A 24,772-nucleotide genomic window follows, 5' to 3' on the forward strand; every position below is an offset into this window, starting at 1 on the left:
TGGCAAGGGAACACGCGGACGGCTAGTCCATTCCCTGCGTCCTCCGCCTAGCCTGGCGAGATTTCTCGCGGCAACGCGGCTTGCGCTGAAACGTCAACAGACCCTAGAACAAGGAACAGCAGATCATGGCGACCCTACTGGTTTTGCACGGCCCCAACCTCAACCTGCTGGGCACGCGGGAGCCCGGTACCTATGGCGCCGTCACCCTCGAACAGATCAACCTCGACCTCGAGCGCCGCGCCCGTGAAGCCGGCCATCACCTGCTGCACCTGCAGAGCAATGCCGAGTACGAACTGATCGAGCGCATTCACGCCGCCAAGGGCGAAGGTGTCGACTTCATCCTGATCAATCCCGCCGCATTCACCCACACCAGCGTCGCATTACGTGACGCGCTGCTGGCGGTGAGCATCCCATTCATCGAAGTGCACCTGTCCAACGTGCACAAACGCGAACCTTTCCGCCATCACTCCTACTTCTCCGACGTTGCGGTGGGGGTGATCTGCGGCCTTGGCGCCAGCGGTTACCGACTGGCCCTGGAGGCGGCACTGGAAGGGCTGCAGAGCGAGACCGCCTGAACCGGCACCGACCTTGCGCTACGGCCTGTCGAACAACTTGAACGACCCTGAGACCTGACTGGGAGTTGAACACCTATGGATATTCGTAAAGTCAAGAAACTGATCGAGCTGCTGGAAGAGTCCGGCATCGACGAGCTGGAAATCCGCGAAGGCGAGGAATCGGTACGCATCAGCCGGCACGGCAAGCAACCGACCTACGCCCAGCCGACCTATGCGCCGGCCCCGGCTCCGGTCGCCGCCGTGGCCGCCGCGCCTGCCGCCGAAGCCGCGCCCGCCGCAGCCAAGCTCAACGGCACCGTGGTGCGCTCGCCGATGGTCGGCACCTTCTACCGCGCCTCGTCGCCGGCCTCGGCCAACTTCGTCGAAGTCGGCTCGACCGTGAAGAAAGGCGACATCCTCTGCATCGTCGAAGCGATGAAGATGATGAACCACATCGAGGCAGAGACCAGCGGCACCATCGAATCCATCCTGGGCGAGAACGGCCAGCCGGTGGAATACGACCAGCCTCTGTTCACAATCGTTTGATTCGCGGAGAGCCAGCGATGTTGGAAAAAGTTCTGATCGCCAACCGCGGCGAGATCGCCCTGCGTATCCTGCGTGCCTGCAAGGAACTGGGCATCAAGACCGTGGCGGTGCACTCCACCGCTGACCGCGAACTGATGCACCTGGCCCTGGCCGACGAGTCCGTCTGCATCGGCCCGGCCCCCGGCGCGCAATCCTATCTGCATATCCCGGCGATCATCGCCGCGGCGGAAGTCACCGGCGCCACCGCCATCCACCCCGGCTACGGCTTCCTCGCGGAAAACGCCGATTTCGCCGAACAGGTGGAAAACTCCGGCTTCGCCTTCATCGGCCCGAAAGCCGAAACCATTCGCCTGATGGGCGACAAGGTCTCGGCCAAGGACGCCATGAAACGCGCCGGCGTACCCGTGGTGCCCGGTTCCGATGGCCCGCTGCCGGAAGACGAGGAGACCGCCCTGGCGATCGCCCGTGAAGTCGGTTACCCGGTGATCATCAAGGCCGCTGGCGGCGGTGGCGGTCGCGGCATGCGCGTGGTGTACAAGGAAGAAGAGCTGATCAAGTCGGCGCGACTGACCCGCAGCGAAGCCGGTTCGGTGTTCGGCAACCCGATGGTCTACCTGGAGAAGTTCCTCGGCAATCCGCGTCACGTGGAAGTCCAGGTGCTGTCCGACGGCCAGGGCAACGCCATCCACCTGGGCGACCGCGACTGCTCGCTGCAGCGCCGTCACCAGAAGGTGCTGGAAGAAGCGCCTGCGCCGTTCATCGACGAGAAGGCCCGCGCCGAAGTCCTGCAACGCTGCGTCGATGCCTGCATCGAGATCGGCTACCGCGGCGCCGGCACCTTCGAGTTCCTCTATGAGGACGGCCGCTTCTACTTCATCGAGATGAACACCCGCGTCCAGGTCGAGCACCCGGTCACCGAAATGGTCACCGGCATCGACATCGTCAAGGAAATGCTCAGCATCGCCGCCGGCAACACGCTCTCGTTCAAACAGAGCGACGTGGTCATCCGCGGTCATGCCCTGGAGTGCCGGATCAACGCCGAAGACCCGGACAACTTCATGCCCTGCCCCGGCAAGGTCAAGCATTTCCACGCCCCGGGCGGCTTCGGCGTACGCGTCGATTCGCACCTGTACAGCGGCTACACCGTACCGCCGAACTACGACTCGCTGATCGGCAAGCTGATCACCTACGGCACCACCCGCGACGAGGCCCTGGCCCGCATGCGCAACGCCCTGGAAGAGATCGTGGTCGACGGCATCAAGACCAACGTCCCCCTGCACCGCGACCTGGTCGTGGACAAGGGCTTCTGCAAAGGCGGCGTGAACATCCACTACCTGGAAAAGAAACTGGGTATGGACAAGCACTGAAAGCGTCCTTAAAAGACGATAGAAGCGCTGGAGGCTGAAGGCTGGACGAGAAAGCGACAACTCGTTCGGCCTCCAGCCTTCAGCCGTTTTTCACGAGGTTCTTTATGCCCTGGTTACAAGTCCGTCTCGCCATCACGCCGGAGCAGGCAGCCACCTACGAAGACGCCTTGCTGGAAGTCGGCGCGGTATCGGTCACCTTCATGGATGCCGAAGACCAGCCGATCTTCGAGCCGGATCTGGGCACCACGCCGCTGTGGTCCAACACCCACCTGCTGGCCCTGTTCGAGGCCGATACCGACCCCGAGGCCCTGGCCGCGCACCTGCGGTTGCTGACCGATGGCGAACTGCCCGAGCACCAGTTCGAAAGCATTGCCGATCAGGACTGGGAGCGCAGCTGGATGGACGGCTTCGCCCCGATGCGCTTCGGCCGGCGCCTGTGGATCGTACCGAGCTGGCATGACGCGCCGGAACCGGACGCGGTGAACCTGCTGCTCGATCCGGGTCTGGCCTTCGGCACCGGCACCCATCCGACCACCGCCCTGTGCCTGCAATGGCTCGATGCCCAGGAGCTGGGCGACTGCAGCGTGCTGGATTTCGGCTGCGGCTCGGGCATCCTGGCCATCGCCGCCCTGCTCCTCGGCGCGCCGCGCGCAGTGGGCACCGACATCGACCCGCAGGCCCTGGAAGCGTCCCGCGACAACGCAGGGCGCAACGGTATCGCCGAGGAACGCTTCCCGGTATACCTGCCGGCCGACCTGCCCCAGGAGCCGGCCGACGTGGTGGTGGCCAATATCCTGGCCGGCCCGCTGGTCAGCCTGGCGCCGCAGATCAGCGGCCTGGTCAAGCCAGGCGGGCGCCTGGCGCTGTCGGGCATTCTCGCCGAGCAGGCCGAGGAGGTACGCGCCGCCTATGCGTCCGACTTCCTCCTCGACCCCACCGCGACCCAGGACGGCTGGGTGCGCATCAGCGGGATTCGCCGCTGATCAGAGAAGGTGACTGACCGGCTTCCCCCGGATTACGCCTTTGGCTAATCCAGGCTACGCAGGTCGCAACTGCCCGACGCCGCTGATGCCGAGTATTGGCTCGTCCGGCAGTTGAGTTAGACTACTCGCCCTGTTTTCGCCGCCACGTCGGCCGCCGGATCCCGCATGACCGAGAGTTTCGTCACCCAATGCCCGAAATGCCGCACCAGCTTCCGCGTAAGCCTGGCGCAGCTCGGCATTGCTCAGGGCGCGGTGCGTTGTGGCGCCTGCCTGCAGGTCTTCAATGCCGCCCGACAATTGCGTGAGCAGGGTCATCACGTGCCCGACGTACGACCAGCCGTGGCGCCGCCAGCGGCCAGGGTCGAAGCGCCTCCAGCGGCCGCCGCGCCAACGCCACCCGCGGCAAAACCCGCGCCCAGGATCGACGACGACACCCTGTGGATCCACGACGACCTGGATCTCGACGATCTCGATCTGGACGAAGAGCTGGCCAAGCTCGAGGCGCAGGAGCAACAGCTGTCGCAGCAGTTCCTCGAACTCGACCAGGCCACGCGCCAGCCCAACCGTTTCCAGCCGACCGCCGGCAGCGATGACGATGTGGACGACGAGCGCTGGGCCGAAGCCCTGCTGCGTGACGAGCCGCCACCCGCGCCACTGGCACTCGAGCCGGTGCACAAGGCGGAGCCCGCTCGACTGCCGCCGATCCCCGATACGCCGGGTATCCGCCACTTCGACAATCCGCCCCCGCCTGCCGAGGAGCCGGAACCGGACGCGGAGCCCGAGCCACGCTTCAGCCTCAGCGCCCAACGTGACGACGAGCCTTTCGATGACCAGGCCGAGGATGCCGAGCCCGCCCCCGAAGCGCCGCTGAAACCCGGCGCGCGCCAGGCTCGGCGCAGCGAGCCGAACCTGCGCGACGAGCACCTGTTCGACCTCGAGGAAGAGCCCCTGCAACTGGACTGGCAAGCGCCGCGCAAGCCCTGGGGGCGCTGGATCGGCTGGGGCCTGCTCAATCTGATCGCCGCCAGTGCGCTGGCCGGGCAGTACGTGATCTATCACTTCGCCGAGCTGGCTCGCCAGGACCAGTACCGCCCCTGGTTCGAGCAGGCCTGCCCGGTACTGGGTTGCGAACTGCCGTCCAAGGTCGACATCCAGCAGATCAGGAGCAGCAACCTGGTGGTGCGCAGCCATCCGGAGTTCAGCGGCGCCCTGGTAGTCGATGCGATCCTGTACAACCGCGCCGCCTTCTCCCAGCCCTTCCCGCTGCTGGAAATGCGCTTCGCCGACCTCAATGGCCAGCTCATCGCCAGCCGCCGCTTCAAACCCAGCGAGTACCTGGCCGGCGAGCTGGCGGGCCAGGCCGAGATGCCGCCACAGACACCGATCCACATCGCCCTGGATATCCTCGACCCGGGCGTACGGGCGGTGAACTACAGCCTCAACTTCCACTCGCCGGAATAAGCGGCGCGGCGAGGCAGCCGGCTGCGCCAGCGGCAGGCCGTTGCCAAACCTGGGCGACGACTGCCTGACCGCAGGAGATGGAGCGCCGCAGGCAGCCAAAGCCGAGGTCGTTTTTTCAACGACCTGCCAGCCGATCAACGGCTGCCGCCCCGAGACAGCCACGGCTACTGCCGCGCGACGCCGCACCACAGGGAAACTGTTCAGATTTTGTTCAAAACGACCTTTATCCGGTCATTCAGAGCGGGTATGATTCCCACCCTTTTTCACACTCTCCTCTTGGCCTCAACAGCACGTCTCTTGAGCAGGGAAGCCCTATGTCGGCGCTAAGCATCGGCCCTTATACATTGCCCAATCGACTGATCCTGGCCCCCATGGCCGGCGTCACCGATCAGCCGTTCCGCCAGCTCTGCCGCCGCCTGGGCGCCGGCATGGTGGTGTCGGAGATGGTCACCAGCGATGTGCGCCTGTGGAATACGCGCAAATCGAGCCTGCGCATGATCCATAGCGGCGACCCGGAGCCACGCTCCGTGCAGATCGCCGGTGGCGATCCGCAGATGCTCGCCGAAGCGGCCCGCGCCAACGTGCAGCTGGGCGCGCAGATCATCGACATCAACATGGGCTGCCCGGCCAAGAAGGTTTGCAACAAGGCGGCCGGCTCGGCCCTGCTCAAGGATCGCCAGCTGGTGCAGGCGATTCTCGAGGCGGTGGTGGCGGCGGTCGACGTGCCGGTGACCCTGAAGATCCGCACCGGCTGGGACAGACAGAACAGGAACGGCGTGGACGTGGCCAGGATCGCCGAGCAGGCCGGCATCGTCGCCCTGGCCGTGCATGGCCGCACGCGCGCCGACCTCTACACCGGCGAGGCCGAGTACGACACCATCGCCGCGATCAAGCAGGCCGTGTCCATTCCGGTGCTGGCCAACGGCGACATCGACTCCCCGGAAAAGGCGGCCCGGGTACTCGCCGCCACCGGCGCCGATGGCCTGCTGATCGGACGGGCGGCCCAGGGCCGGCCGTGGATCTTCCGCGAAATCGAACACTACCTGCGCACCGGGGCCCGTTGCCCCGCGCCGGCGCTGACCGAGATCGAAGGTATTCTGCTGGAGCACCTGGCCGCACTGCACGCCTTCTACGGCGACGTGATGGGCGTACGCATCGCCCGCAAGCATGTCGGCTGGTATCTCGCAACCTTGCCGGGCGCCAGGGAGTTCCGCGCCCAGTTCAATCGTCTGGACCGACAGGACGCGCAGTGTGCCAGCGTTCGCCAGTTCTTCGGCGAACGGTACAACGATGGAGAAGGGGTGGCTGCATGACAATGTTGAACGAGACCTTAGGAAGTGGAATTGCACCCGTGAGCGACAACACCAGCTTGAAACAGCACCTCAACACGCCGAGCGAAGAGGGCCAGACCCTGCGCGGCAGTGTCGAGAAAGCGCTGCACAACTATTTTGCCCACCTCGAGGGCGCGGACGTCACCGACGTCTACAACCTGGTGCTCACCGAAGTCGAAGCGCCGCTGCTGGAAACCGTGATGAACTACGTCAAGGGCAACCAGACCAAGGCCTCCGAGCTGCTGGGCCTGAACCGCGGCACCCTGCGCAAGAAGCTCAAGCAATACGACCTACTTTAAAAGCCGAAAAGGCAAAGCCGCTGGAGGCTGAAGGCTGGACGAGGGCGCCGCTCTTTCGTTCAGCCTCCAGCCTCCAGCCTCTAGCCTCCAGCGACTGTTCCCGATGAGATCGTTATGACCGACCAAACCCTCCGCCTTCCCGTGCGCCGCGCCCTGATCAGCGTTTCCGACAAGACCGGCATCCTCGAATTCGCCCGCGAGCTCGTCGCCCTCGACGTGGAGATCCTCTCCACCGGCGGCACCTACAAGCTGCTCAAGGACAACGGCGTGGCCGCGGTGGAAGTGGCGGACTACACCGGTTTCCCGGAAATGATGGATGGCCGGGTGAAGACCCTGCACCCGAAGATCCACGGTGGCATCCTCGGCCGTCGCGCCCTGGACGGCGCGGTGATGGACGAGCACGGCATCAAGCCGATCGACCTGGTGGCGGTCAACCTGTATCCCTTCGAAGCCACGGTGGCCAAGCCTGATTGCAACCTGGCCGACGCCATCGAGAACATCGACATCGGCGGCCCGACCATGGTCCGCAGCGCGGCGAAGAACCACAAGGACGTGGCCATCGTGGTCAACACCGGCGACTACGCCGGTATCGTCGAGGCCCTGAAAGCCGGCGGCCTGAGCTACGCCCAGCGTTTCGACCTGGCGCTCAAGGCCTTCGAGCACACCGCCGCCTACGACGGCATGATCGCCAACTACCTGGGCACCATCGAGCAGAGCCGCGACACCCTGAGCACCGAAGGCCGCGGCCAGTTCCCGCGCACCTTCAACAGCCAGTTCGTCAAGGCCCAGGAAATGCGCTACGGCGAGAACCCGCACCAGAGCGCGGCGTTCTACGTCGAGGCGAGGAAAGGCGAGGCCAGCGTCTCCACCGCGATCCAGCTGCAGGGCAAGGAACTGTCGTTCAACAACGTGGCCGACACCGACGCCGCCCTGGAATGCGTGAAGAGCTTCGTCAAGCCGGCCTGCGTGATCGTCAAGCACGCCAACCCCTGCGGCGTGGCCGTGGTACCGGAAGACGAAGGCGGCATCCGCAAGGCCTACGACCTGGCCTACGCCACCGACAGCGAATCGGCCTTCGGCGGCATCATCGCCTTCAACCGCGAGCTCGATGGCGACACCGCCCAGGCCATCGTCGAGCGCCAGTTCGTCGAAGTGATCATCGCCCCCAGTGTGTCCGCCGAAGCCCGCGCCATCGTCGCCGCCAAGGCCAATGTGCGCCTGCTCGAATGCGGCCAGTGGCCGGCCGAACGCGCGCCCGGCTGGGACTTCAAGCGGGTCAACGGCGGCCTGCTGGTGCAGAGCCGCGATATCGGCATGATCAGCGCGGACGACCTGAAGATCGTCACCCGGCGCGCGCCCAGCGAGCAGGAAGTGCACGACCTGATCTTCGCCTGGAAAGTGGCCAAGTTCGTCAAATCCAACGCCATCGTCTACGCCAAGAACCGCCAGACCGTGGGGGTCGGCGCCGGCCAGATGAGCCGCGTCAACTCGGCACGCATCGCCGCGATCAAAGCCGAGCACGCCGGCCTGCCGGTTCCCGGCGCGGTGATGGCCTCCGACGCCTTCTTCCCCTTCCGCGACGGCATCGACAACGCCGCCAAGGCCGGTATCACCGCCGTGATCCAGCCGGGTGGCTCGATGCGCGACAACGAAGTGATCGCCGCCGCCGACGAGGCGGGCATCGCCATGGTGTTCACCGGCATGCGCCACTTCAGGCACTAAATCGGCCGCACTGAAACCGGCATCTGCGTCGTTGCCCTGGGTTTCGCCAATGCTCATTGCCACTAGGCAACTCCGCTTGTCGAAACCCAGGGCGCCTAGCATCTACCGGCTTCATCGCGGCCTCGGAATTCGTAGGGTGGATAACGCTTCGCTTATCCACCGCGCGGGCTCAAGGCCCGCCTCCATTGGGAGAGAAGCATGAACGTATTGATCATCGGCAGCGGCGGTCGCGAACACGCCCTGGCCTGGAAAGTGGCGCAGGACAAGCGCGTCGACAAGGTCTTCGTCGCCCCGGGCAATGCCGGCACCGCCAGCGAAGCCAAGTGCGAGAACGTCGCCATCGACGTGCTGGCCATCGAGCAACTGGCCGACTTCGCCGAAAACAACGTGCAACTGACCATCGTCGGCCCCGAAGCGCCGCTGGTGGCCGGGGTGGTCGACCTGTTCCGCGCGCGCGGCCTGGATATCTTCGGCCCCAGCGCCGCCGCCGCCCAGCTGGAAGGCTCCAAGGCCTTCACCAAGGACTTCCTGGCCCGCCACGCCATCCCTACCGCCGACTACCAGAACTTCACCGAGGTGGAGCCGGCCCTGGCCTACCTGCGCGAGAAAGGCGCGCCGATCGTGATCAAGGCCGATGGCCTGGCCGCCGGCAAGGGGGTGATCGTCGCCATGACCCTGGGCGAGGCCGAAGACGCGGTGCGCGACATGCTCGCCGGCAACGCCTTCGGCGAGGCCGGTTCGCGGGTGGTGATCGAGGAGTTCCTCGACGGCGAGGAAGCCAGCTTCATCGTCATGGTCGATGGCGAGAACGTGCTGCCGATGGCCACCAGCCAGGATCACAAGCGCGTCGGCGACGGCGACAGCGGCCCGAATACCGGCGGCATGGGCGCCTATTCGCCGGCGCCGGTGGTCACCGCCGAGGTGCACCAGCGGGTGATGGACGAGGTGATCTACCCGACCGTGCGCGGCATGGCCAGCGAAGGCAACGTCTACACCGGCTTCCTCTATGCCGGGCTGATGATCGACAAGGCCGGCAAGCCCAAGGTCATCGAGTTCAACTGCCGCTTCGGCGACCCGGAAACCCAGCCGATCATGGTGCGTCTGGAAAGCTCCCTGGTGCTGCTGGTCGAGGCCGCCCTGGCCAGGGCGCTGGACAAGGTCGAAGCGACCTGGGACCCGCGCCCCACCGTGGGCGTGGTGCTGGCCGCCGGCGGCTACCCGGGCGATTACGCCAAGGGTGACGTGATCGCAGGCCTGGACGAGGCGGCCAGGCTCGACGGCAAGGTGTTCCATGCCGGTACCGCGCTCAAGGACGGCCAGGTGGTCACCGCCGGCGGTCGTGTACTCTGTGCCACCGCCATCGGCGCCAGCGTGGCCGACGCCCAGCGGCAGGCCTACCGCCTGGCCGAGCAGATCCGCTGGAACGGCCTGTTCTACCGCAACGACATCGGTTACCGCGCCATCGCCCGCGAGCGGGGCGAAGGCTGAGGCACGGCCTGACGGCGGCACGGGAGGCGTGCCGCCCGTCGGCCAGCTGCCGGCATTCCGATCATCACAGCATCCTGGCTGTCAGGATGATTCCGGCGTCATAGTCTGCGATAACGCCGGCTGGCTATAATCAGTCGGATAACTTCAAAGGGATTGCCACGTGCGACGGCTCAGGATTGCCATAGGTTTACTCGTCAGCCTGCTACTGGCCGGTGCCTGCCTGCAGGGTGCGTATGCCGAATTGCGGACAGCGGCGCCCTACGCCAGCGGTTGGTCGATGTTCGTCGATGCCGACGCGCAGATGGATCTGGACGAGGTGCGCGCCCAGCGCAACCAGTTCCTGCCCCTGGATAAACTGGCCTTCACCTTCCCCCTCAGCCAGCAAGCCGTCTGGCTGCGCTTCGACGTTCAGGCCCACCACGCCCCCTACTGGCTGTGGATCTTCGCCCCGCGTGTGCAATACCTCGATTACTACCTGCTGCAGGATGGCCAGATCGAGCAGAGCACCCACACCGGCGAGTCCATGCCGCTGAGTTCGCGTCCCCTGCCTTCGCGCGCCTACCTGATGTCGCTGCCCAACGACGAGCGGACGCGTGAAGTCTATGTGCGCATGACCTCCAATCATCCGCTGATGGCCTGGTTCAAGGTCATCGACGAGGCCGAGCTGGTCGCTCTGGAGAAACCCGCCTACGTGTTCGGCGCGCTGCTCGGCGGCCTGCTGCTGCTGGTGGTCTACAACCTCCTGCGCTTCGTCTACGCCCGCTCGGCCTGCAGCCTGTGGCTGGCCGGCATGCATGCCGGCCTGGCGGTATGCGCCGCGTCCAACCTGGGCATGCTCGCCGCCTGGATCCCCAGCCTGAGCTACAACCAGTCGCTGATCGCCGACATCAGCGCCCTGTTCGCCGCCATCGGCCTGCAGGCCTTCACCCTGAGTTTCCTGCAGGGTAGCCAGGCTCAACGCAGCAAGCTCAACTACCTGCTGCAGGGCCATGCCCTGCTGACCCTGTGCCTGGCACTGACCATCGCCATCACCGGGCTGCTCTGGTACAGCTCGCTGGTTTACCTGCTGGTGATGCTCGGCACCGTCAGCGTGCTGCTGGTGGCGGGCGCGCACTGGCACAACGGCTACCAGCCGGCACGCCTGATCTTCGCCGGCATGCTGGTGTTCAACCTCGGTTTCGGCCTGTTCGTTCCCATCCTGTTCGGCTTCGACCAGCTCAATCCGGGCTGGCTGGTGACCGGCGTGTTCAGCATCGCCACCCTCAGCGGCGTGCTGCTCAGCGCCGCCCTCGCCGAGCGCCAACGGCAGATCCAGCACGATGCCCTGCAGGCCAGCACGGCGCTGGCGGCCAGCGACGCCGAGCTCAAGGCCAAGGCCGAGTTCCTGGCCAAGATCAGCCACGAGATCCGCACGCCCATGAACGGCGTGCTGGGCATGACCGAACTGCTGCTCGGCACGCCGCTGTCGGCCAAGCAGCGCGACTACGTGCAGACCATCCACAGCTCGGGCAACGAACTGCTGAACCTGATCAACGAGATCCTCGACATCTCCAAGCTGGAATCCGGGCAGATCGAGCTGGACGATGTGCAGTTCGACCTCAATGCCCTGACCGAGGACTGCCTGGACATCTTCCGCGCCAAGGCCGAACTGCAGAAGATCGAGCTGATCAGCTTCATCCAGCCCCAGGTGCCGCGCATCGTCAGTGGCGACCCCACACGCCTGCGCCAGACCCTGCTGAGCCTGCTGGACAACGCCTTCAAGCAGACCAGCGAAGGCGAGATCCTGCTGGTGGTGGCGCTCGACACCAGCAGCGACACACCGCGCCTGCGCTTCGCCGTACAGGACAGTGGCCATCCGCTCAATGCCGGCGAGCGCGAGGCGCTGCTCAACAGCGAGCTGCAGAGCAAGGACTTCCTCTCCGCGACCAAGCTGGGCGGGCGCCTGGGCCTGGTCATCGCCCGCCAACTGATCCGCCTGATGGGCGGCGAGTTCGGTATCCAGAGCGGCGGCACCCAGGGTTCGACCCTGTGGCTGACCCTGCCGCTGGACAGCGCGCGCCTGCAGCAGCCGAGCACCGATATCGACGGGACGCTGCAGGGCGTGCGCCTGCTGGTCGTGGACGACAACGACACCTGCCGCAAGGTGCTGCTGCAGCAGTGCAACGCCTGGGGCATGAGCGTCAGTGCCGTGCCCTCGGGCAAGGAGGCGCTGGCGCTGCTGCGTACCAAGGCGCATATGCGCGAATACTTCGATGTGGTGCTGCTCGATCAGGACATGCCGGGCATGAGCGGCATGCAGCTGGCGGCGAAGATCAAGGAAGACCCCAGCCTCAACAACGACATTCTGCTCGTCATGCTCACCGGCATCAGCCACGCGCCGAGCAAGATCATCGCGCGCAATGCCGGGATCAAGCGCATTCTGGCCAAGCCGGTGGCCGGCTATACCCTCAAGGCGACCCTGGCCGACGAGCTGACCCAGCGCGAGCATGGCCAGAGCAGCGCCCTCGCCGTCGCCAGCAGCGCGCCGCTGGTGGTGCCCAGCGATTTCCGCATCCTCGTCGCCGAAGACAACAGCATCTCCACCAAGGTGATCCGCGGCATGCTCGGCAAGCTCAACGTGCAGCCCGACACCGCCAGCAACGGCGAGGAAGCGCTCAGCGCCATGAAGTCGCAGCGCTATGACCTGGTGCTGATGGACTGCGAAATGCCGGTACTCGACGGTTTCTCCGCCACCGAGCAGTTGCGCGCCTGGGAAACCGCCGAGCACCGCCAGCGCACCCCGGTGGTGGCCCTGACCGCGCACATCCTCAACGAGCACAAGGAACGCGCGCGCCTGGCCGGCATGGACGGCCACATGGCCAAGCCCGTGGAGCTGTCGCAGTTGCGCGAACTGATCGAATACTGGGTCGGCGAACGCCAGACCCGGCAGCATGACGACACCGTGCCGTCCTGAACGCCCTGTTAGAATCCAGCTCCATGGACATCAAACAGCTCAAGTTCCTCATCGCCCTCGACGAAACCCGGCATTTCGGCCAGGCCGCCGCGCGCTGCCATATCACCCAGCCGACCCTGTCCATGCGCCTGCGCAATCTGGAACAGGAGCTGGGGCTGGAACTGGTGCGCCGCGGTCAGCGTTTCGAAGGCTTCAGCGCCGAAGGCGAACGCATCCTGGCCTGGGCCCGCAGCCTGATGGCCGCCCATGACGGCCTGTACGCCGAGGCGGCGGCCTGTCGCGGACAGCTGGTCGGCACCCTGCGCCTGGGCGTGGTGCCGTTGGCGGGCTTCGACCCCATGCGCCTGGTGCACCTGTTCGCCCAGGAACACCCGGGGCTGCGCTTTCAACTGTTCGCCCTGAGCAGCGAGCAGATCCTCGAACGCCTGGGCAGCAATCAGCTCGACCTCGGCCTGTCCTACCTCGACCGTCTCGACCGCGAGCACTTCGACAGCCTGGAACTGGCGCCGACGCGCATGGGCCTGCTCTACGATCGCCGCCATTTCCAGTTCACGCAGGCCACGCTGCGCTGGGAAAGCCTGGTCGAGCTGCCGCTGGGCCTGCTCTCGGCGGGCATGCATTTTCGCCAGTCGATCGACCACAGCTTCCGCTCGCGCGGCCTGACACCCCTGCCGCGGCTGGAGACGGACGCCGTGCATCAATTGCTGCAAGCGGTCAGCGCCGGCCTGTGCTGCTCGATCATGCCGCTGCACAACGGCCTGGCCGAGTTCACCGAGCACCTGACACTGACGCCCATCGAGGATGCCCATACCCTGGCGCCCCTGGGCCTGATCCTGCGCCGCAGCGCGCCCCGCTCGGCCCTGGCCGATGCCTGCTTCGCCGAGGCGCGCGCGCTGATCAATGCGTGAGCGGCGGCTCGCTGCCCTCGCGCGGTAGCTGCACGCCGGTTACACCGCGATCGGCACGCCCCCCCAGATACCAGCCGAGCAGCCCCCAGATGGCCGCACACAGCGCTCCGATCACGGCGATCAACGCCACGCCGTAACCGAGCATGTCGATCAGGCTCTTGGCCCAACCGCTGATCGCATCCCCGCCGCGGTAGACCACCGTATCGATGAAGTTCTTGGCCTTGTACTTGCTCTCGGCATCCAGCGGGGCGAAGAGCATTTCCCGCCCGGGACGCACGAACGCGTACTCACCGATGCGCCGCACGATCATCAACCCCGCCAGCACGGCGAAGGTCGGCGCCATGGCCAGGGCGAGAAAACCCACGCACATCAGTACCGGCACGGCTGCCAGCAGCGTGCGCACGCCCAGACGCTGGGCGACCCGTCCGGTGATGAACAACTGCGCCAGCAGCGCGCCGGCCTGCACCACGAAGTCGATCAAGCCGAATACCCGGACCTGCTCGTCACGGTCCGGGAACAGCTCGCCGACCAGTCGCGCCTGCTCGAAATAGAGAAACGTGGTGACCGTGGCGAGCAGGATGACGAACGCGGAAATCCCCAGCAGGTAGGACGAACGCAGCACCCGGGTCATGCCACTGAAAGGGTTGCCGGCCACCGGTCGCCGCGGGCTTTCCGCCCGGATCGCGCCCGGGCGCCCGGCGCCGCCCCGTTCGCGCCAGGCCATCAGGTAATGCTTGAGCGCCATGGCGCCGGCCAGCAACAGCGCCGCTATCAGGGCCAGGCCGCTGGCGCCCAGCGCGCCGACCAGCAGGGCACTCAGCGCCGGTCCCGTCAGGCCGCCGACACTGGCGCCGGCGGCGATGAAGGCGAACAGGCGCTTGGCCTGGGGCGAGTCGAACACGTCGGCCATCAGGCTCCAGGCCACCGAGACCACGAACAGGTTGTAGACCGAGATCCACACGTAGAACACCCGCGCCATCCACAGGCTGTCGGCGAACAGGCTGAACGCCACGGCGAAGGCCAGCAGGTTGAGGCAGAAGAAGCCGTAGACCCAATCGATGAAATGAATGCGTGGCACCCGGGAATTGAGCCAGGCGAACAGGGGCACGGCGATCAGCATGACCACGAAGGTGGCGGTGAACAGCCACTGCAGGTTCTCCACGCCGGCCTGGATGCCCATGGACTCGCGAATCGGCCGCAGCATGAAATAGCCGCAGAACAGGCAGAAGAACAGCGCGAAGCCGGACAGGGCCGCGGCCAGTTCGCCTGGCTGCGCATTGATCGCACGGGCCGCGCGCTGTGACAGGGATGTGGCAATGGTCATTAGTGCTCCTCGGCAAAGGCGGGGACGACGGCGCAGCCAAGGGGACGCCAGCGTTTGCTAAGGGGGCAGCATCGCCGCCCCGTTCCATGACACCTCAGGCGAACAGCTCGACGATCCGCGCACGCTGTGCGGCATCCGGCAGTTGCCCCTGGCCGGCCAGCAGGTTGTCGAGCACATAGCGCGGGTTGGACGTGGCCGGGATCACCGTGGTGACCGCCGGGTTGGCCAGCACGAACTTGAGCATCACCTGGGCCCAGGAGGTCGCCCCCAGCTCGCTCTGCAACCATTGCGGCACCTCCTTGCCGCGCACCTTGCCGAACAGTTCGCCGGCCTGGTAGGTGCGGTTGATCAGCGTGGCGATGCCCTTGTCGGCGCAATAGGGCAGCAGCCGCTGTTCGGCATTGCGCGCACCGATGGAGTAATTGAACTGGACGAAGTCCACCGGTTCCTTTTCCAGCGTCGCGAGCAGGTCATCGTGGGCCGACTCCAGGTAATGGGTCACGCCGACATAACGAATCCGTCCCTGCTCCTTGAGTTCGCGCAGCAGCCCCAGCTGGGTGGCGGTGTCCTGCAGGTTGTGCACCTGGATCAGGTCGATGCGCTCGGTCTGCAGGGCCTTGAAGCTGGCCTCGATCTGCTGCAGGCCGGCCTCGCGCCCGGTGGACGAGACCTTGGTCGCGAGAAACACCCGATCGCCGGTGCCGGTACGCTTGACCAGTTCGCCGGTGACCGCTTCCGAACGGCCATAGCTCGGCGCCGTATCGATCAGCGTGGCGCCGCCGTCGACGAAGGCCTTGACCACTTCCTGCAGCGGCGCCATGTCCGCCGATGCCGGATCGACGTTGAAGGTGCGTGAGGTGCCCAGGCCGATTACCGGCAGGGTTTCGCCGGTCGCCGGAATGGCCCGCTTGAGCAGGGTGTCCGCGGCGAAACTGAACGAGGGAAACAAGGACGCCATGCTGGCCATGGCGGCGAGGGCGCTGCTGCGCTGGATGAACTGGCGACGTGTTGGCATAGGGCCTCCTGGCGGGACAAGGATGCGGCCGGACTGGCCGCAACGGGTGAAAGGCGAGTATGGTCAGGGCAGCCCGCCCCATTCTCTCCAGAAACGATATGCATTGTTTCCCCATGGTTGACTAAGCCCATGCTCGAAGACCTCAGTGATCTGCGCCTGTTCGAACGAATCCTGCGTGCGGGCAACCTGTCGGCGGCCGCCCGGGAACTGGATCTTTCCCTGGCCGTGGTGAGCAAGCGCCTGGCGCGCCTGGAGGCCCGCGTCGGCGTGCGCCTGCTGCAGCGCACCACGCGGCGCCTGGCCCCGACGGAAGAAGGCCGGCTGTTCCATGCCCACTGTCGGCGCATTCTCGACGAGGTGGATGTCGCGGAAGCGATGCTCCTGCAACGTCGCGAACAGGTCGACGGATTGCTGCGCATCAGCGCGCCATTCGGCTTCGGCCGTCGCCAGTTGATCCCGCTGATCGCAACATTCCGCAAACAATATCCGGAGCTGCGTATCCAGCTGAATCTCGGCGATGCCCTGGTCGACCTGCTCGAGCACGAGGTGGACATCGCCATCCGCTTCGGCACGCCTGCCGACTCCAGCCTGATCGCCCGGCAACTGGCGCCGAACAACCGGGTCCTCTGCGCCTCGCCGTCCTACCTGGACTGGTACGGCCGCCCGACGCATCCCGAGCAGTTGCACACGCACAGTTGCCTGCTGATCGGTGATCAGGAACGCATGCACTGGCGTTTCGAACAGGACGGCGTCCCGCTGCAGGTGCGGGTTCAGGCCAGCATTCTGTGCAACGACGGCGAAGCGGCCCACGCCCTGGCGCTGCAGGGCCAGGGCATCGTCAGCAAATCCATCTGGGATGTGGCGGCCGACCTCAGGGCCGGGCGTCTGGAGCGGGTGCTGCCACGCTACCGGCTACCGGACGCCCCTTTGCATGCGCTCTATCCGACCAGCCGCCAGCAGGTGCCACGCGTACGGCGCTTCGTCGAATTCCTCGGCGAGCGCCTGGAACAGACCTGGCAGCAGGAGATCGCCGGGTTGGCGGAGCGTCAGCTCGCGGCCAGCCAGTCCCGCACGTCGGCGTAGGGATAATCCTCGAGCGCCGCGAAGCCCTTGATCTGCCTGGCCTTGAGCCGGGTGAGCATGGGCGTGCCGATACCGCAGAGAAAGCGCGTCAGGCACTCGTTGCCGGGCAACTGCCCGCCACGGGCGGCCTGGTGCCTGTCGATGAAGGCGGCGCACAAACCGTCGCGATCCACGCTGGCCAGCGGTGGCAACGGCGCTGGCTCGGGCAGGCGCGCCACCCGGCCCTGACAGACGGAACAGTGAGCGCAGTGCTGCGGTGCCCGGGTATCGCCGAAGTAGGCCGCCAGGCGCTGGCTCAGACACTGCTCGCTGGCGAACAGCGCGAGCATGGCGTGGATGCGGCGGATCTCGCTGGCTTCCTGTCGCGTGAAGTAGCCGTGCAATTCGCGGCTCAGGGCCTCGGCATCGAAAGCCGGCTGCAGCAGGGCATAGACCTCGGTCATCTGCTTGCTTTCCAGTTCGATCCAACCGCGCTCCTGGAACCAGTCCAGCGCCTTGACCACACGGCCGCGCTCGGCCTGGTGCTGGCTGTACAGAGCAGCGAAATCCACCGTGCACCAGGTTCGCGCCCGCGTCGAGGTAGCGACGATGGCCTCGACGAACTGACGGCGCTCACCGTCGAACTTGCCCAGCAGCACCTCGGGCTCGATCAGGTACTTGAAGCGGTACTCGGCGAAGTAGGCGTAACGCGCGGCGATGATGCCGCGCAGTTCGAGCTGCACCAGCAGGGTCTTGAGCGGCAACGGGCGAATATCGCTCTGCTCGCTCAAGGCGCCCAGCATCAGCTCCCACTGGCCGTCGGCAGCGGCGCCCTGCAGCTCGTCGAGCACGCAGCGGATGCCCGCCAGCTCCGGCGTATCGCCGTAGACGAAATTCTCCAGCACATTGAGGCTGTCGCGGTTGGCCAGCACCAGGCAATCGGAGGGCTGACCGTCACGCCCGGCACGACCGATTTCCTGGCTGTAGTTCTCCACCGACTTGGGCAGGTCGTAATGCACCACGTTGCGGATATCGCTCTTGTCGATGCCCATGCCGAAGGCGATGGTGGCGACGATGCAATTGACCCGCCCGTCCATGAACTGGCGCTGGATCGCCTCGCGCGCCTCATGGCCCATGCCGGCGTGGTAGGCACTGGCGGCGATGCCGCGCTGGCCGAGTTGCTCGGCCACCTGCTCGGCCGTCTTCTGCTGGGTGACGTAGACGATGCTCGGCTGGCCTTGTCTGGCGCCGAGCCACTCGACCAGCCGGCGCTGCTTGTCACGGCCAGCCACCGGCTCGACCAGCAGGTTCAAGTTGGCGCGATAGAAACCAGTGGTGACCACGTCATCCGCGGCGATGGAGAATTTCTTCTGCATATCGGCAATCACTGGCGGCGTCGCCGTGGCCGTCAGTAGCAGCACCTGTGCAATGCCGAACTGGCGCTGATAGTCCGGCAGTTTCAGGTAGTCGGGCCGGAAGTTGTGCCCCCACTCGGAGATGCAGTGGGCCTCGTCGACCACCAGCAGGGAGATCGGCACCTGGGCGATGAAATGGCGGAAACGTTCGTTCTTCAGGCGTTCGACCGAGATCATCAGGATCTTCAGCTCGCCGGACTTGGCCCGCGCCATGGTCTCGGCGGTCTGCTCACGGCTCTGCGCCGAGTCGATGCTGGCGGCGCTGATGCCGTGCCTGTGCAGGAACGCGAGCTGGTCCTGCATCAACGCCAGCAAGGGCGACACCACCAGGGTCAGGTGCGGCAGGTGCAATGCCGGCAACTGATAGCACAGGGACTTGCCCGAGCCGGTGGGGAAGATCGCCGCCGCCGAACGGCCGGCGAGTACGGCGCTGACCACGGCTTCCTGGCCGGGGCGCAACTGGCTGAAACCGAAGACGCGTTCGAGGGTGGTCATGGCTGTCACTCCTTTGAGTCAGCTGCAAGCCTCAAGTGAAAAGCCTGCTGGCGTCCCGTCAAATGCTGTTCCGCTTTTGCTTCTACTTGCCGCTTGTAGCTTGAAGCTTGCCGCTGCAAAAACAAAACCGCCCGAAGGCGGTTTCTTTTGCTCTGGCTCGCTTACAGCTGCGGGCCGGCGTTCCGGATGGCGTCGCTGACGTCGAACTTCTGGAAGTTGTCGATGAACAGCTTGGCCAGGCCCTTGGCGGCTTCGTCATAGGCGTTCGGGTCGGCCCAGGTGTTGCGCGGGTTGAGCAGTTCGGTCTCGACGCCCGGGACGGCCTTCGGCACGTTCAGGTTGATGATCGGCAACTGCTCGGTTTCGCTACCGATCAGCGCGCCGCTCTGGATGGCCGCGATCACGCCACGGGTGGTCGGAATGTTGAAGCGCTTGCCGACCCCGTAGCCACCGCCGGTCCAGCCGGTGTTGACCAGGTAGACCTTGGAGCCGAAGGCCTGGATGCGCTTGATCAGCAGCTCGGCGTAGACACCGGCCGGACGCGGGAAGAACGGCGCGCCGAAGCAGGTGGAGAAGGTCGACTTGATGCCCGAACCCGAGCCCATTTCGGTGGAACCGACCAGGGCGGTGTAGCCGGACAGGAAGTGGTAGGCCGCCTGCTCCTCGTTGAGGATCGACACCGGCGGCAGCACGCCGGTCAGGTCGCAGGTCAGGAAGATCACCGCGTTCGGCTCGCCACCGAGATTCTTCTCGCTGCGTTTCTCGACGTATTCCAGCGGGTAGGCGGCACGGCTGTTCTGGGTCAGGCTGTCGTCGCTGTAATCGGGTACGCGCTGCTCGTCGAGCACGACGTTTTCCAGCACGGTGCCGAACTGGATGGCTTTCCAGATCACCGGCTCGTTCTTTTCCGACAGGTCGATGCACTTGGCGTAGCAACCACCTTCGATGTTGAACACCACGCCGGTGCCCCAGCCGTGTTCGTCGTCGCCGATCAGGTAGCGGCTCTCGTCAGCCGACAGGGTGGTCTTGCCGGTGCCGGAGAGACCGAAGAACAGGGTCACGTCGCCTTCTTCGCCGATGTTGGCGGCGCAGTGCATCGGCAGCACGTCGACGGCCGGCAGCAGGAAGTTCTGCACGCTGAACATGGCCTTCTTCATTTCACCGGCGTAACGCATACCGGCGATCAGTACCTTGCGCTGGGCGAAATTGATGATCACGCAGCCGTCGGAGTTGGTGCCGTCGCGCTCGGGCACGCACTCGAAGTTGGCCACGTTGAGCACTTGCCACTCATCCTTGGCGGATGGGTTGTACGGGGTCGGGTCGATGAACAGCTGGCGGCCGAAGAGGTTCTGCCAGGCCGTGGCGGTGGTCATCCTGACCGGCAGGTAGTGGGCCTCGGCGGAACCTACATGGACATGGGAGACGAAGCTGTCCTGGGCATCGGAGAACGCCTGTACGCGGTCCCACAGGGCATCGAACTTGTCGGCCGGGAACTTGCGGTTGATCGGGCCCCAGCCGATGTCGGCCGAGGTGCTCGGCTCGTCGACGATGAACCGATCGACCGGCGAACGCCCGGTACGGTGGCCGGTGCGTACGACCAGGGCACCGTTGGACGCCAGTTCGCCCTCACCGCGACGGAGGGCCTCTTCGACCAGTTGGGCGGTGCTGATGTCGGTGTACACGGCGTTGGTGGCTTGCGTCATGTGAGTCCCCGTCGGCCAGATGGCCGAGTCTTCCAAACGTTTTGTAGTGATGCCCTGGCACCGCTACAGCTAAAAAAGTGCGTCGGATTATGCCAGAAAAGCAGGCTACGGGTGCAGCCTCTAATCAGAACAATCTAGCGCGGTCCAGTGGTGCCCCTCAGTGACGGGTGTCAGAGGGCTCGTGACTGCCTCCACCGGCGAACAGCTGGGCGACGTCGGCGGCATCGAACGCATAGCGCTCGTTGCAGAACTGGCAGTCGATTTCCACACGGCCGTGATGCTCGTCGAGCAGTTGCTCGGCATCGGCCCGCCCTAAACTGACCAGCGCTTTGGCAGAGCGTTCACGGGAGCAGCTGCAACGGAAGCGCAAAGGACGCGGTTCGAACAGACGCAAGGGCTCCTCGTGGTACAGCCGGTGCAACAGGGTTTCGTTGTCCAGGGCCAGCAATTCCTCATTCTGCAAGGTGTTGGCCAGGGTCGCCAGATGCTGCCAACTGGCGGCACGTTCCTCGTCATCTTTCAGACGATCGGCAGGCAATTGCTGCAACAGCAACCCTCGGGCGCGGCGCCCGTCGGCACACAACCAGAAGCGTGTGGCCAATTGCTCGGAGGTGGCGAAATAGTTGCTCAGGCACTCGGCCAGGCTATCGCCATCCAGCGCAACCAGGCCCTGGTAGCGCTGCCCCTGCCGGGGGTCGACGGTCATGGCCAGCACACCCTCGGGCATCAACTGGGCCAGGCCGGCGTCATCGCCGATGCGCTCGGCAGCGTAACGGGCGATGCCGCGCACCTCGCCGTCGCTGGAGCACTCGACCATCAGCAGGGGAACCGCCCCGTCCGAACGCACCTGCAGCACCAGCAGGCCGTCGAACTTCAGCGTGCCCACCAGCAGCGACGCGGCGGCCAGCAATTCGCCGAGCAGTTGTGCGACCGGCTGCGGATAGTCATGCTTGGCCAGTACCTGCTGGTAGCTAGCGGACAGCCCGACCAATTCACCGCGCACATCGGTGTCATCGAACAGGAAACGCTGGGTATGGTCGGACATGCCGGGCTCGCAGAAAATAGGCGGGGAAACCGCGAATAATAGAGGAAAAGCCTCGGTCGACCAAGGATCGGGCATCCTCGCCCCCCGCGCGCAACGGGGTAATCCGCAGACTGGAGGAAGACACGATGCTCACTGCGCTATTCTGCTTCATCGCCGGTGTGCTGGCGGCCCCGCTGGGCGGCCTGCTGCAACTGAGCGTACTGGCGTTATTCTCCGGGGTCCTGGCGGATCACCAGAGCCTGACGGCCGCGCAACGACACTGGCGCAGCACCTGGTTGCGGCTCATGGCCATCGGCTTCTCCCTGGGCCTGTTCTACGTGGCCATGTTGATCGCCGACAATGTCCCCATCCCCCTGGTCGATTTCGCCAGCGGCGCGGCCGGCATCGCCCTGGCGTTCCTCCTGTTCCGCTGGCTGATCCGCCAGCAGGAAAATTCGCCCATGGCCAGCACTTCGGCCGACGCGCTGGGCAGCGCCAGCTTCATCCACCTGTCCAGCCACGCCGGTACCCATGACGGCTACAGCGATTGCACGGCGGACAGCGGCTCCAGTTGCGATGGCGGCGGAGGCGATGGTGGCGGGGGCGGCGGCGACTGAAGGGCAATCGCGGGGCAAGCTGAACGGCGGCTGAACGAACCGCCCATCGTCAACCGACGGCGACGGCGGATCGCTAGAATTGCGCACCCGAAAACGTCCCGTTCGAAGCCGCCATCATGTCCAGCGCTGTTCTCGATAACCACTGGCGCCCACGCGCCCTGCTCATCAGCCATATGATCGTCGGACTGCTGCTCGCCAGCTGGCTGTGGCAACCGACCCGACAACTGTGGAATCACTTCGACCTGTGGCTGTTCCACCTGCTCAACGACCCAGTGCATGCCGTCGGCCTGTGGGCCCATCTCTGGGCCATCGGCAGCATGCGCCCGGTGGATGCCGGCGTGGGCCTGGCGATGCTGGCGATCATGCTTCGGGGCGGCCTGGTGCTCCCGGCGGCCCAGGTGCGCACGGGGCTGTATGCCTTCCTGGTCGCCCTGACCGTGATGCTGCTGATGCGCGTGCTGTTCGCCGACCTGGTGGAGTACATGGACTGGCAGCACGCCAGTCCTTCACTGGTGGTGGAAGGCAGTGCGCGGCTCACCGAGCTGTTCCCGGCCTGGGAGGAACGCTGGGACCTGAAGGATAGCGCCAGCCGCAGTTTCCCTGGCGATCATGCTTCGGTGCTGCTGATCTGGGCGATGTTCTGCAGCTTCTTCGCCAGCGGCTGGCGCCTGGCGCTGGTGTGGGGAGTGGCGGTCATCGGCATGCTGCCACGCCTGGTCGCCGGCGCCCACTGGGGGGCCGACGCCCTGGTCGGCGGCGTGCTGCTGAGCGTGCTGGGCCTGGCCTGGAGCTGCTACACGCCATTGGCCCACCGCGCCAGCGGCGCCATCGAACGCCTGACCGCCCCACTGATGCGGCGCCTGGCCGGACTGCCGCTGCTGGGTCGCCTGAGCGTTATCAGCGGGCGCTGAGAGGCGCCTGCGGTTACCCGGCCGCCAGAGGGCTCACGGACAGGAGCGTCGCCCCCGGCGCGATAATGATGGCCGCGTCACGGCCACCATTCGCGGCGAGGTCGCAGCGCCTACACAAGCATGACCCTCTTCTGCACTTACCGCTGAATCCCGTGCAGGGCGCCGTACCTCACAGGCCGTAGCCCGGGTCGAGCGTAGCGATACCCGGGTGTCGCTACGCTCGACCCGAACTACAGGAACAAGAGGTTTGGCGCGAGCAGGCGCTCAGTCGTTCGCCCCGCCGCGCAGGAAGTGCAACTGCCGCCGCTGCTTCTTGGTCGGGCGCCCGTCGGTCTGCACCCCCAGGGCACCGGACTTGCGCTGCTCGGCGGCCAGTTCGCGGCGCACGATGCTCTCGCCGGTCTCGGCATACAGCGCCTGGGCCTCCGGCGCGCCACGCCGAACCGCCGACAATGCCTGAACCACCACGGTACGCTCGTCGAAACCGCTGCGGATCACGTATTCCTCACCCACGCGCGGTTCCTTGCCCGGCTTGCAGCGCTCGCCCCGGCAATGCACCTTGCCGCCTTCTATCGCCGCCTTGGCCAGCGCTCGCGTCTTGTAGAACCGCGCGGCCCATAGCCACTTGTCCAAGCGAATCTTGTCATCGGAATCCTGCCTTGCCACCATCGCTTCACCCGTTGCTTCATTGCCCACACAATTCACTGCCACATCAGCCTGTCCGTATTGTCACAGGGACACAAGCCTGATGTGCAATCGCTACCCGGAGCCGCAGTGACCCACTTTCCCAGCGACCTCACCCATCCCGAAAAATGTCGCGGCTGCCAGAATAGCCAGGCGCTGGACTTCGACTTCACCTTCGCCTTTCAACCCATCGTGGATATCCGCGAGCGGCAGGTCTTCGCCCATGAGGCCCTGGTACGCGGCCCCGCGGGCGAGAGCGCACTGTCCGTGCTCGAGCGTGTCAACGATCACAACCGCTATCGCTTCGACCAACGCTGCCGCACCCAGGCCATCGCCGAGGCGATGCAACTGGGCCTGGATACCCATCTGTCGATCAATTTCCTGCCCAATGCCGTCTACCGCCCGGAGCTGTGCATCCGCAGCACCCTGGAGGCCGCCCGGCAACACGGTTTTCCGTTGCACAAACTGATCTTCGAGACCATCGAGAGCGACCACATGGAAAACAGCCGGCACCTGACGAACATCCTGCGCCAGTACCGCGAGTTCGGTTTCAAGACGGCGATCGACGATTTCGGCGCCGGGCACTCGGGGCTCACCCTGCTGGCCGGTTTTCAGCCCGACCTGATCAAGCTGGACATGGCCCTGATCCGCGGGATCGATCAGGACAAGGCTCGCCAGGCCATCGTTCGCGGCATCGTCGGCATCTGCGCCGACCTCGGCGTGACGGTGATCGCGGAAGGTATCGAGACCGCCGCGGAACGGGATTTCCTCGCCGACAGCGGGATCGAACTGATGCAAGGCTACTGGTTCGCCAGGCCACGATTCCAGGGCTTGCCGGCCATTGCCGAAGCGGCCTGGCCGGCAGCGAATCCAGCGTGCTGACGGGCTCGCATCGCCCGGGATTTTCAGT

At 65.7% G+C, this 24,772-nt stretch carries 21 protein-coding genes; 15 read left to right on the top strand and 6 right to left on the bottom strand.

From position 1 onward, the window contains the following. Window positions 1-125: 125 nt before the first annotated feature. The 11 genes from aroQ (at window position 126) to DNK34_RS04405 (ending at window position 13,612) form a co-directional block, all read left to right on the top strand. The gene (gene aroQ / locus DNK34_RS04355; RefSeq protein ID WP_131174295.1) at window positions 126-575 is read left to right on the top strand and encodes a type II 3-dehydroquinate dehydratase; all 450 of its coding nucleotides are present in this window, start codon (window positions 126-128) and stop codon (window positions 573-575) included. A 75-nt stretch (window positions 576-650) separates the two neighbouring features. After that, complete coding sequence (gene accB / locus DNK34_RS04360) at window positions 651-1,100, top strand: acetyl-CoA carboxylase biotin carboxyl carrier protein (RefSeq protein WP_131174296.1); 450 nt, start codon at window positions 651-653, stop codon at window positions 1,098-1,100. A 17-nt stretch (window positions 1,101-1,117) separates the two neighbouring features. After that, window positions 1,118-2,467, top strand: a complete 1,350-nt coding sequence (gene accC / locus DNK34_RS04365) for an acetyl-CoA carboxylase biotin carboxylase subunit (RefSeq protein WP_131174297.1) — start codon at window positions 1,118-1,120, stop codon at window positions 2,465-2,467. Window positions 2,468-2,571: 104 nt separating this feature from the next. After that, window positions 2,572-3,450, top strand: coding sequence for a 50S ribosomal protein L11 methyltransferase (gene prmA, locus DNK34_RS04370; protein WP_131174298.1), 879 nt, complete (start codon window positions 2,572-2,574; stop codon window positions 3,448-3,450). Between the two features lie 165 nt (window positions 3,451-3,615). Then, entirely contained in the window at window positions 3,616-4,911 is a 1,296-nt protein-coding gene (locus DNK34_RS04375; RefSeq protein ID WP_131174299.1) for a DUF3426 domain-containing protein, read from the top strand. 314 nt (window positions 4,912-5,225) lie between these two features. Next, complete coding sequence (dusB, locus tag DNK34_RS04380) at window positions 5,226-6,224, top strand: tRNA dihydrouridine synthase DusB (RefSeq protein WP_131174300.1); 999 nt, start codon at window positions 5,226-5,228, stop codon at window positions 6,222-6,224. Then, window positions 6,221-6,541: a DNA-binding transcriptional regulator Fis gene (fis, locus tag DNK34_RS04385; RefSeq protein ID WP_131174301.1), complete on the top strand. Its 321-nt coding sequence runs from the start codon at window positions 6,221-6,223 to the stop codon at window positions 6,539-6,541. The genes dusB and fis overlap by 4 nt, the downstream gene beginning before the upstream one ends. A 114-nt stretch (window positions 6,542-6,655) precedes the next feature. Further along, a complete protein-coding gene (gene purH / locus DNK34_RS04390) occupies window positions 6,656-8,263 on the top strand; it encodes a bifunctional phosphoribosylaminoimidazolecarboxamide formyltransferase/IMP cyclohydrolase (RefSeq protein ID WP_131174302.1) in 1,608 nt (535 codons plus the stop codon). 198 nt (window positions 8,264-8,461) lie between these two features. Beyond that, window positions 8,462-9,751: a phosphoribosylamine--glycine ligase gene (gene purD / locus DNK34_RS04395; RefSeq protein WP_131174303.1), complete on the top strand. Its 1,290-nt coding sequence runs from the start codon at window positions 8,462-8,464 to the stop codon at window positions 9,749-9,751. Between the two features lie 160 nt (window positions 9,752-9,911). Then, the gene (locus DNK34_RS04400) at window positions 9,912-12,704 is read left to right on the top strand and encodes a hybrid sensor histidine kinase/response regulator (RefSeq protein WP_131174304.1); all 2,793 of its coding nucleotides are present in this window, start codon (window positions 9,912-9,914) and stop codon (window positions 12,702-12,704) included. Window positions 12,705-12,727: 23 nt separating this feature from the next. After that, a complete protein-coding gene (locus DNK34_RS04405; RefSeq protein WP_131174305.1) occupies window positions 12,728-13,612 on the top strand; it encodes a LysR family transcriptional regulator in 885 nt (294 codons plus the stop codon). On the opposite strand, the gene DNK34_RS04410 is transcribed toward DNK34_RS04405, so the two are convergent. Together DNK34_RS04410 and DNK34_RS04415 are read right to left on the bottom strand one after the other, a co-directional pair. After that, the gene (locus DNK34_RS04410) at window positions 13,602-14,936 is read right to left on the bottom strand and encodes an NTP/NDP exchange transporter (protein WP_131174306.1); all 1,335 of its coding nucleotides are present in this window, start codon (window positions 14,934-14,936) and stop codon (window positions 13,602-13,604) included. The genes DNK34_RS04405 and DNK34_RS04410 overlap by 11 nt on opposite strands. A 94-nt stretch (window positions 14,937-15,030) precedes the next feature. Next, on the bottom strand, window positions 15,031-15,951 hold the full coding sequence (locus tag DNK34_RS04415; RefSeq protein ID WP_131174307.1) for an aldo/keto reductase: 921 nt from the start codon (window positions 15,949-15,951) through the stop codon (window positions 15,031-15,033). A 129-nt stretch (window positions 15,952-16,080) separates the two neighbouring features. Between DNK34_RS04415 and DNK34_RS04420 the strand changes: the two genes are divergently transcribed. After that, window positions 16,081-17,034, top strand: coding sequence for a LysR family transcriptional regulator (locus DNK34_RS04420; RefSeq protein WP_131174308.1), 954 nt, complete (start codon window positions 16,081-16,083; stop codon window positions 17,032-17,034). Here DNK34_RS04420 and DNK34_RS04425 read toward each other — a convergent pair. The 3 genes from DNK34_RS04425 to hslO all read right to left on the bottom strand — a co-directional run bounded on the left by DNK34_RS04425 (window position 16,998) and on the right by hslO (window position 21,671). Next, complete coding sequence (locus tag DNK34_RS04425) at window positions 16,998-18,923, bottom strand: RecQ family ATP-dependent DNA helicase (protein ID WP_131174309.1); 1,926 nt, start codon at window positions 18,921-18,923, stop codon at window positions 16,998-17,000. The genes DNK34_RS04420 and DNK34_RS04425 overlap by 37 nt on opposite strands. A 161-nt stretch (window positions 18,924-19,084) precedes the next feature. Next, the gene (locus DNK34_RS04430) at window positions 19,085-20,626 is read right to left on the bottom strand and encodes a phosphoenolpyruvate carboxykinase (protein ID WP_131174310.1); all 1,542 of its coding nucleotides are present in this window, start codon (window positions 20,624-20,626) and stop codon (window positions 19,085-19,087) included. Window positions 20,627-20,783: 157 nt separating this feature from the next. Continuing rightward, a complete protein-coding gene (gene hslO / locus DNK34_RS04435; RefSeq protein ID WP_131174311.1) occupies window positions 20,784-21,671 on the bottom strand; it encodes an Hsp33 family molecular chaperone HslO in 888 nt (295 codons plus the stop codon). A gap of 125 nt (window positions 21,672-21,796) precedes the next feature. Here hslO and DNK34_RS04440 point away from each other — a divergent pair, with 125 nt between their 5' ends. After that, window positions 21,797-22,267 (top strand): hypothetical protein, encoded by a 471-nt coding sequence (locus DNK34_RS04440; protein ID WP_131174312.1) that lies wholly within the window; start codon window positions 21,797-21,799, stop codon window positions 22,265-22,267. 116 nt (window positions 22,268-22,383) lie between these two features. Beyond that, entirely contained in the window at window positions 22,384-23,178 is a 795-nt protein-coding gene (locus tag DNK34_RS04445; protein ID WP_131174313.1) for a phosphatase PAP2 family protein, read from the top strand. A gap of 264 nt (window positions 23,179-23,442) precedes the next feature. Here DNK34_RS04445 and DNK34_RS04450 read toward each other — a convergent pair whose 3' ends face one another. Beyond that, window positions 23,443-23,847 carry an RNA-binding S4 domain-containing protein gene (locus DNK34_RS04450; RefSeq protein WP_131174314.1) on the bottom strand — a complete coding sequence of 135 codons (405 nt, stop codon included), beginning with the start codon at window positions 23,845-23,847 and terminating at the stop codon, window positions 23,443-23,445. Window positions 23,848-23,952: 105 nt separating this feature from the next. Here DNK34_RS04450 and rimA point away from each other — a divergent pair, with 105 nt between their 5' ends. Continuing rightward, on the top strand, window positions 23,953-24,744 hold the full coding sequence (gene rimA, locus DNK34_RS04455; protein WP_131174315.1) for a S6 modification regulatory phosphodiesterase RimA: 792 nt from the start codon (window positions 23,953-23,955) through the stop codon (window positions 24,742-24,744). The last annotated feature ends 28 nt before the right edge of the window (window positions 24,745-24,772 follow it).

The sequence above is a fragment of the Phytopseudomonas dryadis genome, from assembly GCF_004327355.1.
In the GTDB taxonomy this organism is placed as follows: domain Bacteria; phylum Pseudomonadota; class Gammaproteobacteria; order Pseudomonadales; family Pseudomonadaceae; genus Aquipseudomonas; species Aquipseudomonas dryadis.

Excerpts from the sequence above, each read along its gene's own strand:
- aroQ (WP_131174295.1), top strand. The coding sequence starts at position 126 with ATGGCGACCCTACTGGTTTTGCACGGCCCCAACCTCAACCTGCTGGGC.
- accB (WP_131174296.1), top strand. The coding sequence starts at position 651 with ATGGATATTCGTAAAGTCAAGAAACTGATCGAGCTGCTGGAAGAGTCC.
- accC (WP_131174297.1), top strand. The coding sequence starts at position 1,118 with ATGTTGGAAAAAGTTCTGATCGCCAACCGCGGCGAGATCGCCCTGCGT.
- prmA (WP_131174298.1), top strand. The coding sequence starts at position 2,572 with ATGCCCTGGTTACAAGTCCGTCTCGCCATCACGCCGGAGCAGGCAGCC.
- DNK34_RS04375 (WP_131174299.1), top strand. The coding sequence starts at position 3,616 with ATGACCGAGAGTTTCGTCACCCAATGCCCGAAATGCCGCACCAGCTTC.
- dusB (WP_131174300.1), top strand. The coding sequence starts at position 5,226 with ATGTCGGCGCTAAGCATCGGCCCTTATACATTGCCCAATCGACTGATC.
- fis (WP_131174301.1), top strand. The coding sequence starts at position 6,221 with ATGACAATGTTGAACGAGACCTTAGGAAGTGGAATTGCACCCGTGAGC.
- purH (WP_131174302.1), top strand. The coding sequence starts at position 6,656 with ATGACCGACCAAACCCTCCGCCTTCCCGTGCGCCGCGCCCTGATCAGC.
- purD (WP_131174303.1), top strand. The coding sequence starts at position 8,462 with ATGAACGTATTGATCATCGGCAGCGGCGGTCGCGAACACGCCCTGGCC.
- DNK34_RS04405 (WP_131174305.1), top strand. The coding sequence starts at position 12,728 with ATGGACATCAAACAGCTCAAGTTCCTCATCGCCCTCGACGAAACCCGG.
- DNK34_RS04410 (WP_131174306.1), bottom strand. The coding sequence starts at position 14,936 with ATGACCATTGCCACATCCCTGTCACAGCGCGCGGCCCGTGCGATCAAT.
- DNK34_RS04415 (WP_131174307.1), bottom strand. The coding sequence starts at position 15,951 with ATGCCAACACGTCGCCAGTTCATCCAGCGCAGCAGCGCCCTCGCCGCC.
- DNK34_RS04420 (WP_131174308.1), top strand. The coding sequence starts at position 16,081 with ATGCTCGAAGACCTCAGTGATCTGCGCCTGTTCGAACGAATCCTGCGT.
- DNK34_RS04425 (WP_131174309.1), bottom strand. The coding sequence starts at position 18,923 with ATGACCACCCTCGAACGCGTCTTCGGTTTCAGCCAGTTGCGCCCCGGC.
- DNK34_RS04430 (WP_131174310.1), bottom strand. The coding sequence starts at position 20,626 with ATGACGCAAGCCACCAACGCCGTGTACACCGACATCAGCACCGCCCAA.
- hslO (WP_131174311.1), bottom strand. The coding sequence starts at position 21,671 with ATGTCCGACCATACCCAGCGTTTCCTGTTCGATGACACCGATGTGCGC.
- DNK34_RS04440 (WP_131174312.1), top strand. The coding sequence starts at position 21,797 with ATGCTCACTGCGCTATTCTGCTTCATCGCCGGTGTGCTGGCGGCCCCG.
- DNK34_RS04445 (WP_131174313.1), top strand. The coding sequence starts at position 22,384 with ATGTCCAGCGCTGTTCTCGATAACCACTGGCGCCCACGCGCCCTGCTC.
- DNK34_RS04450 (WP_131174314.1), bottom strand. The coding sequence starts at position 23,847 with ATGGTGGCAAGGCAGGATTCCGATGACAAGATTCGCTTGGACAAGTGG.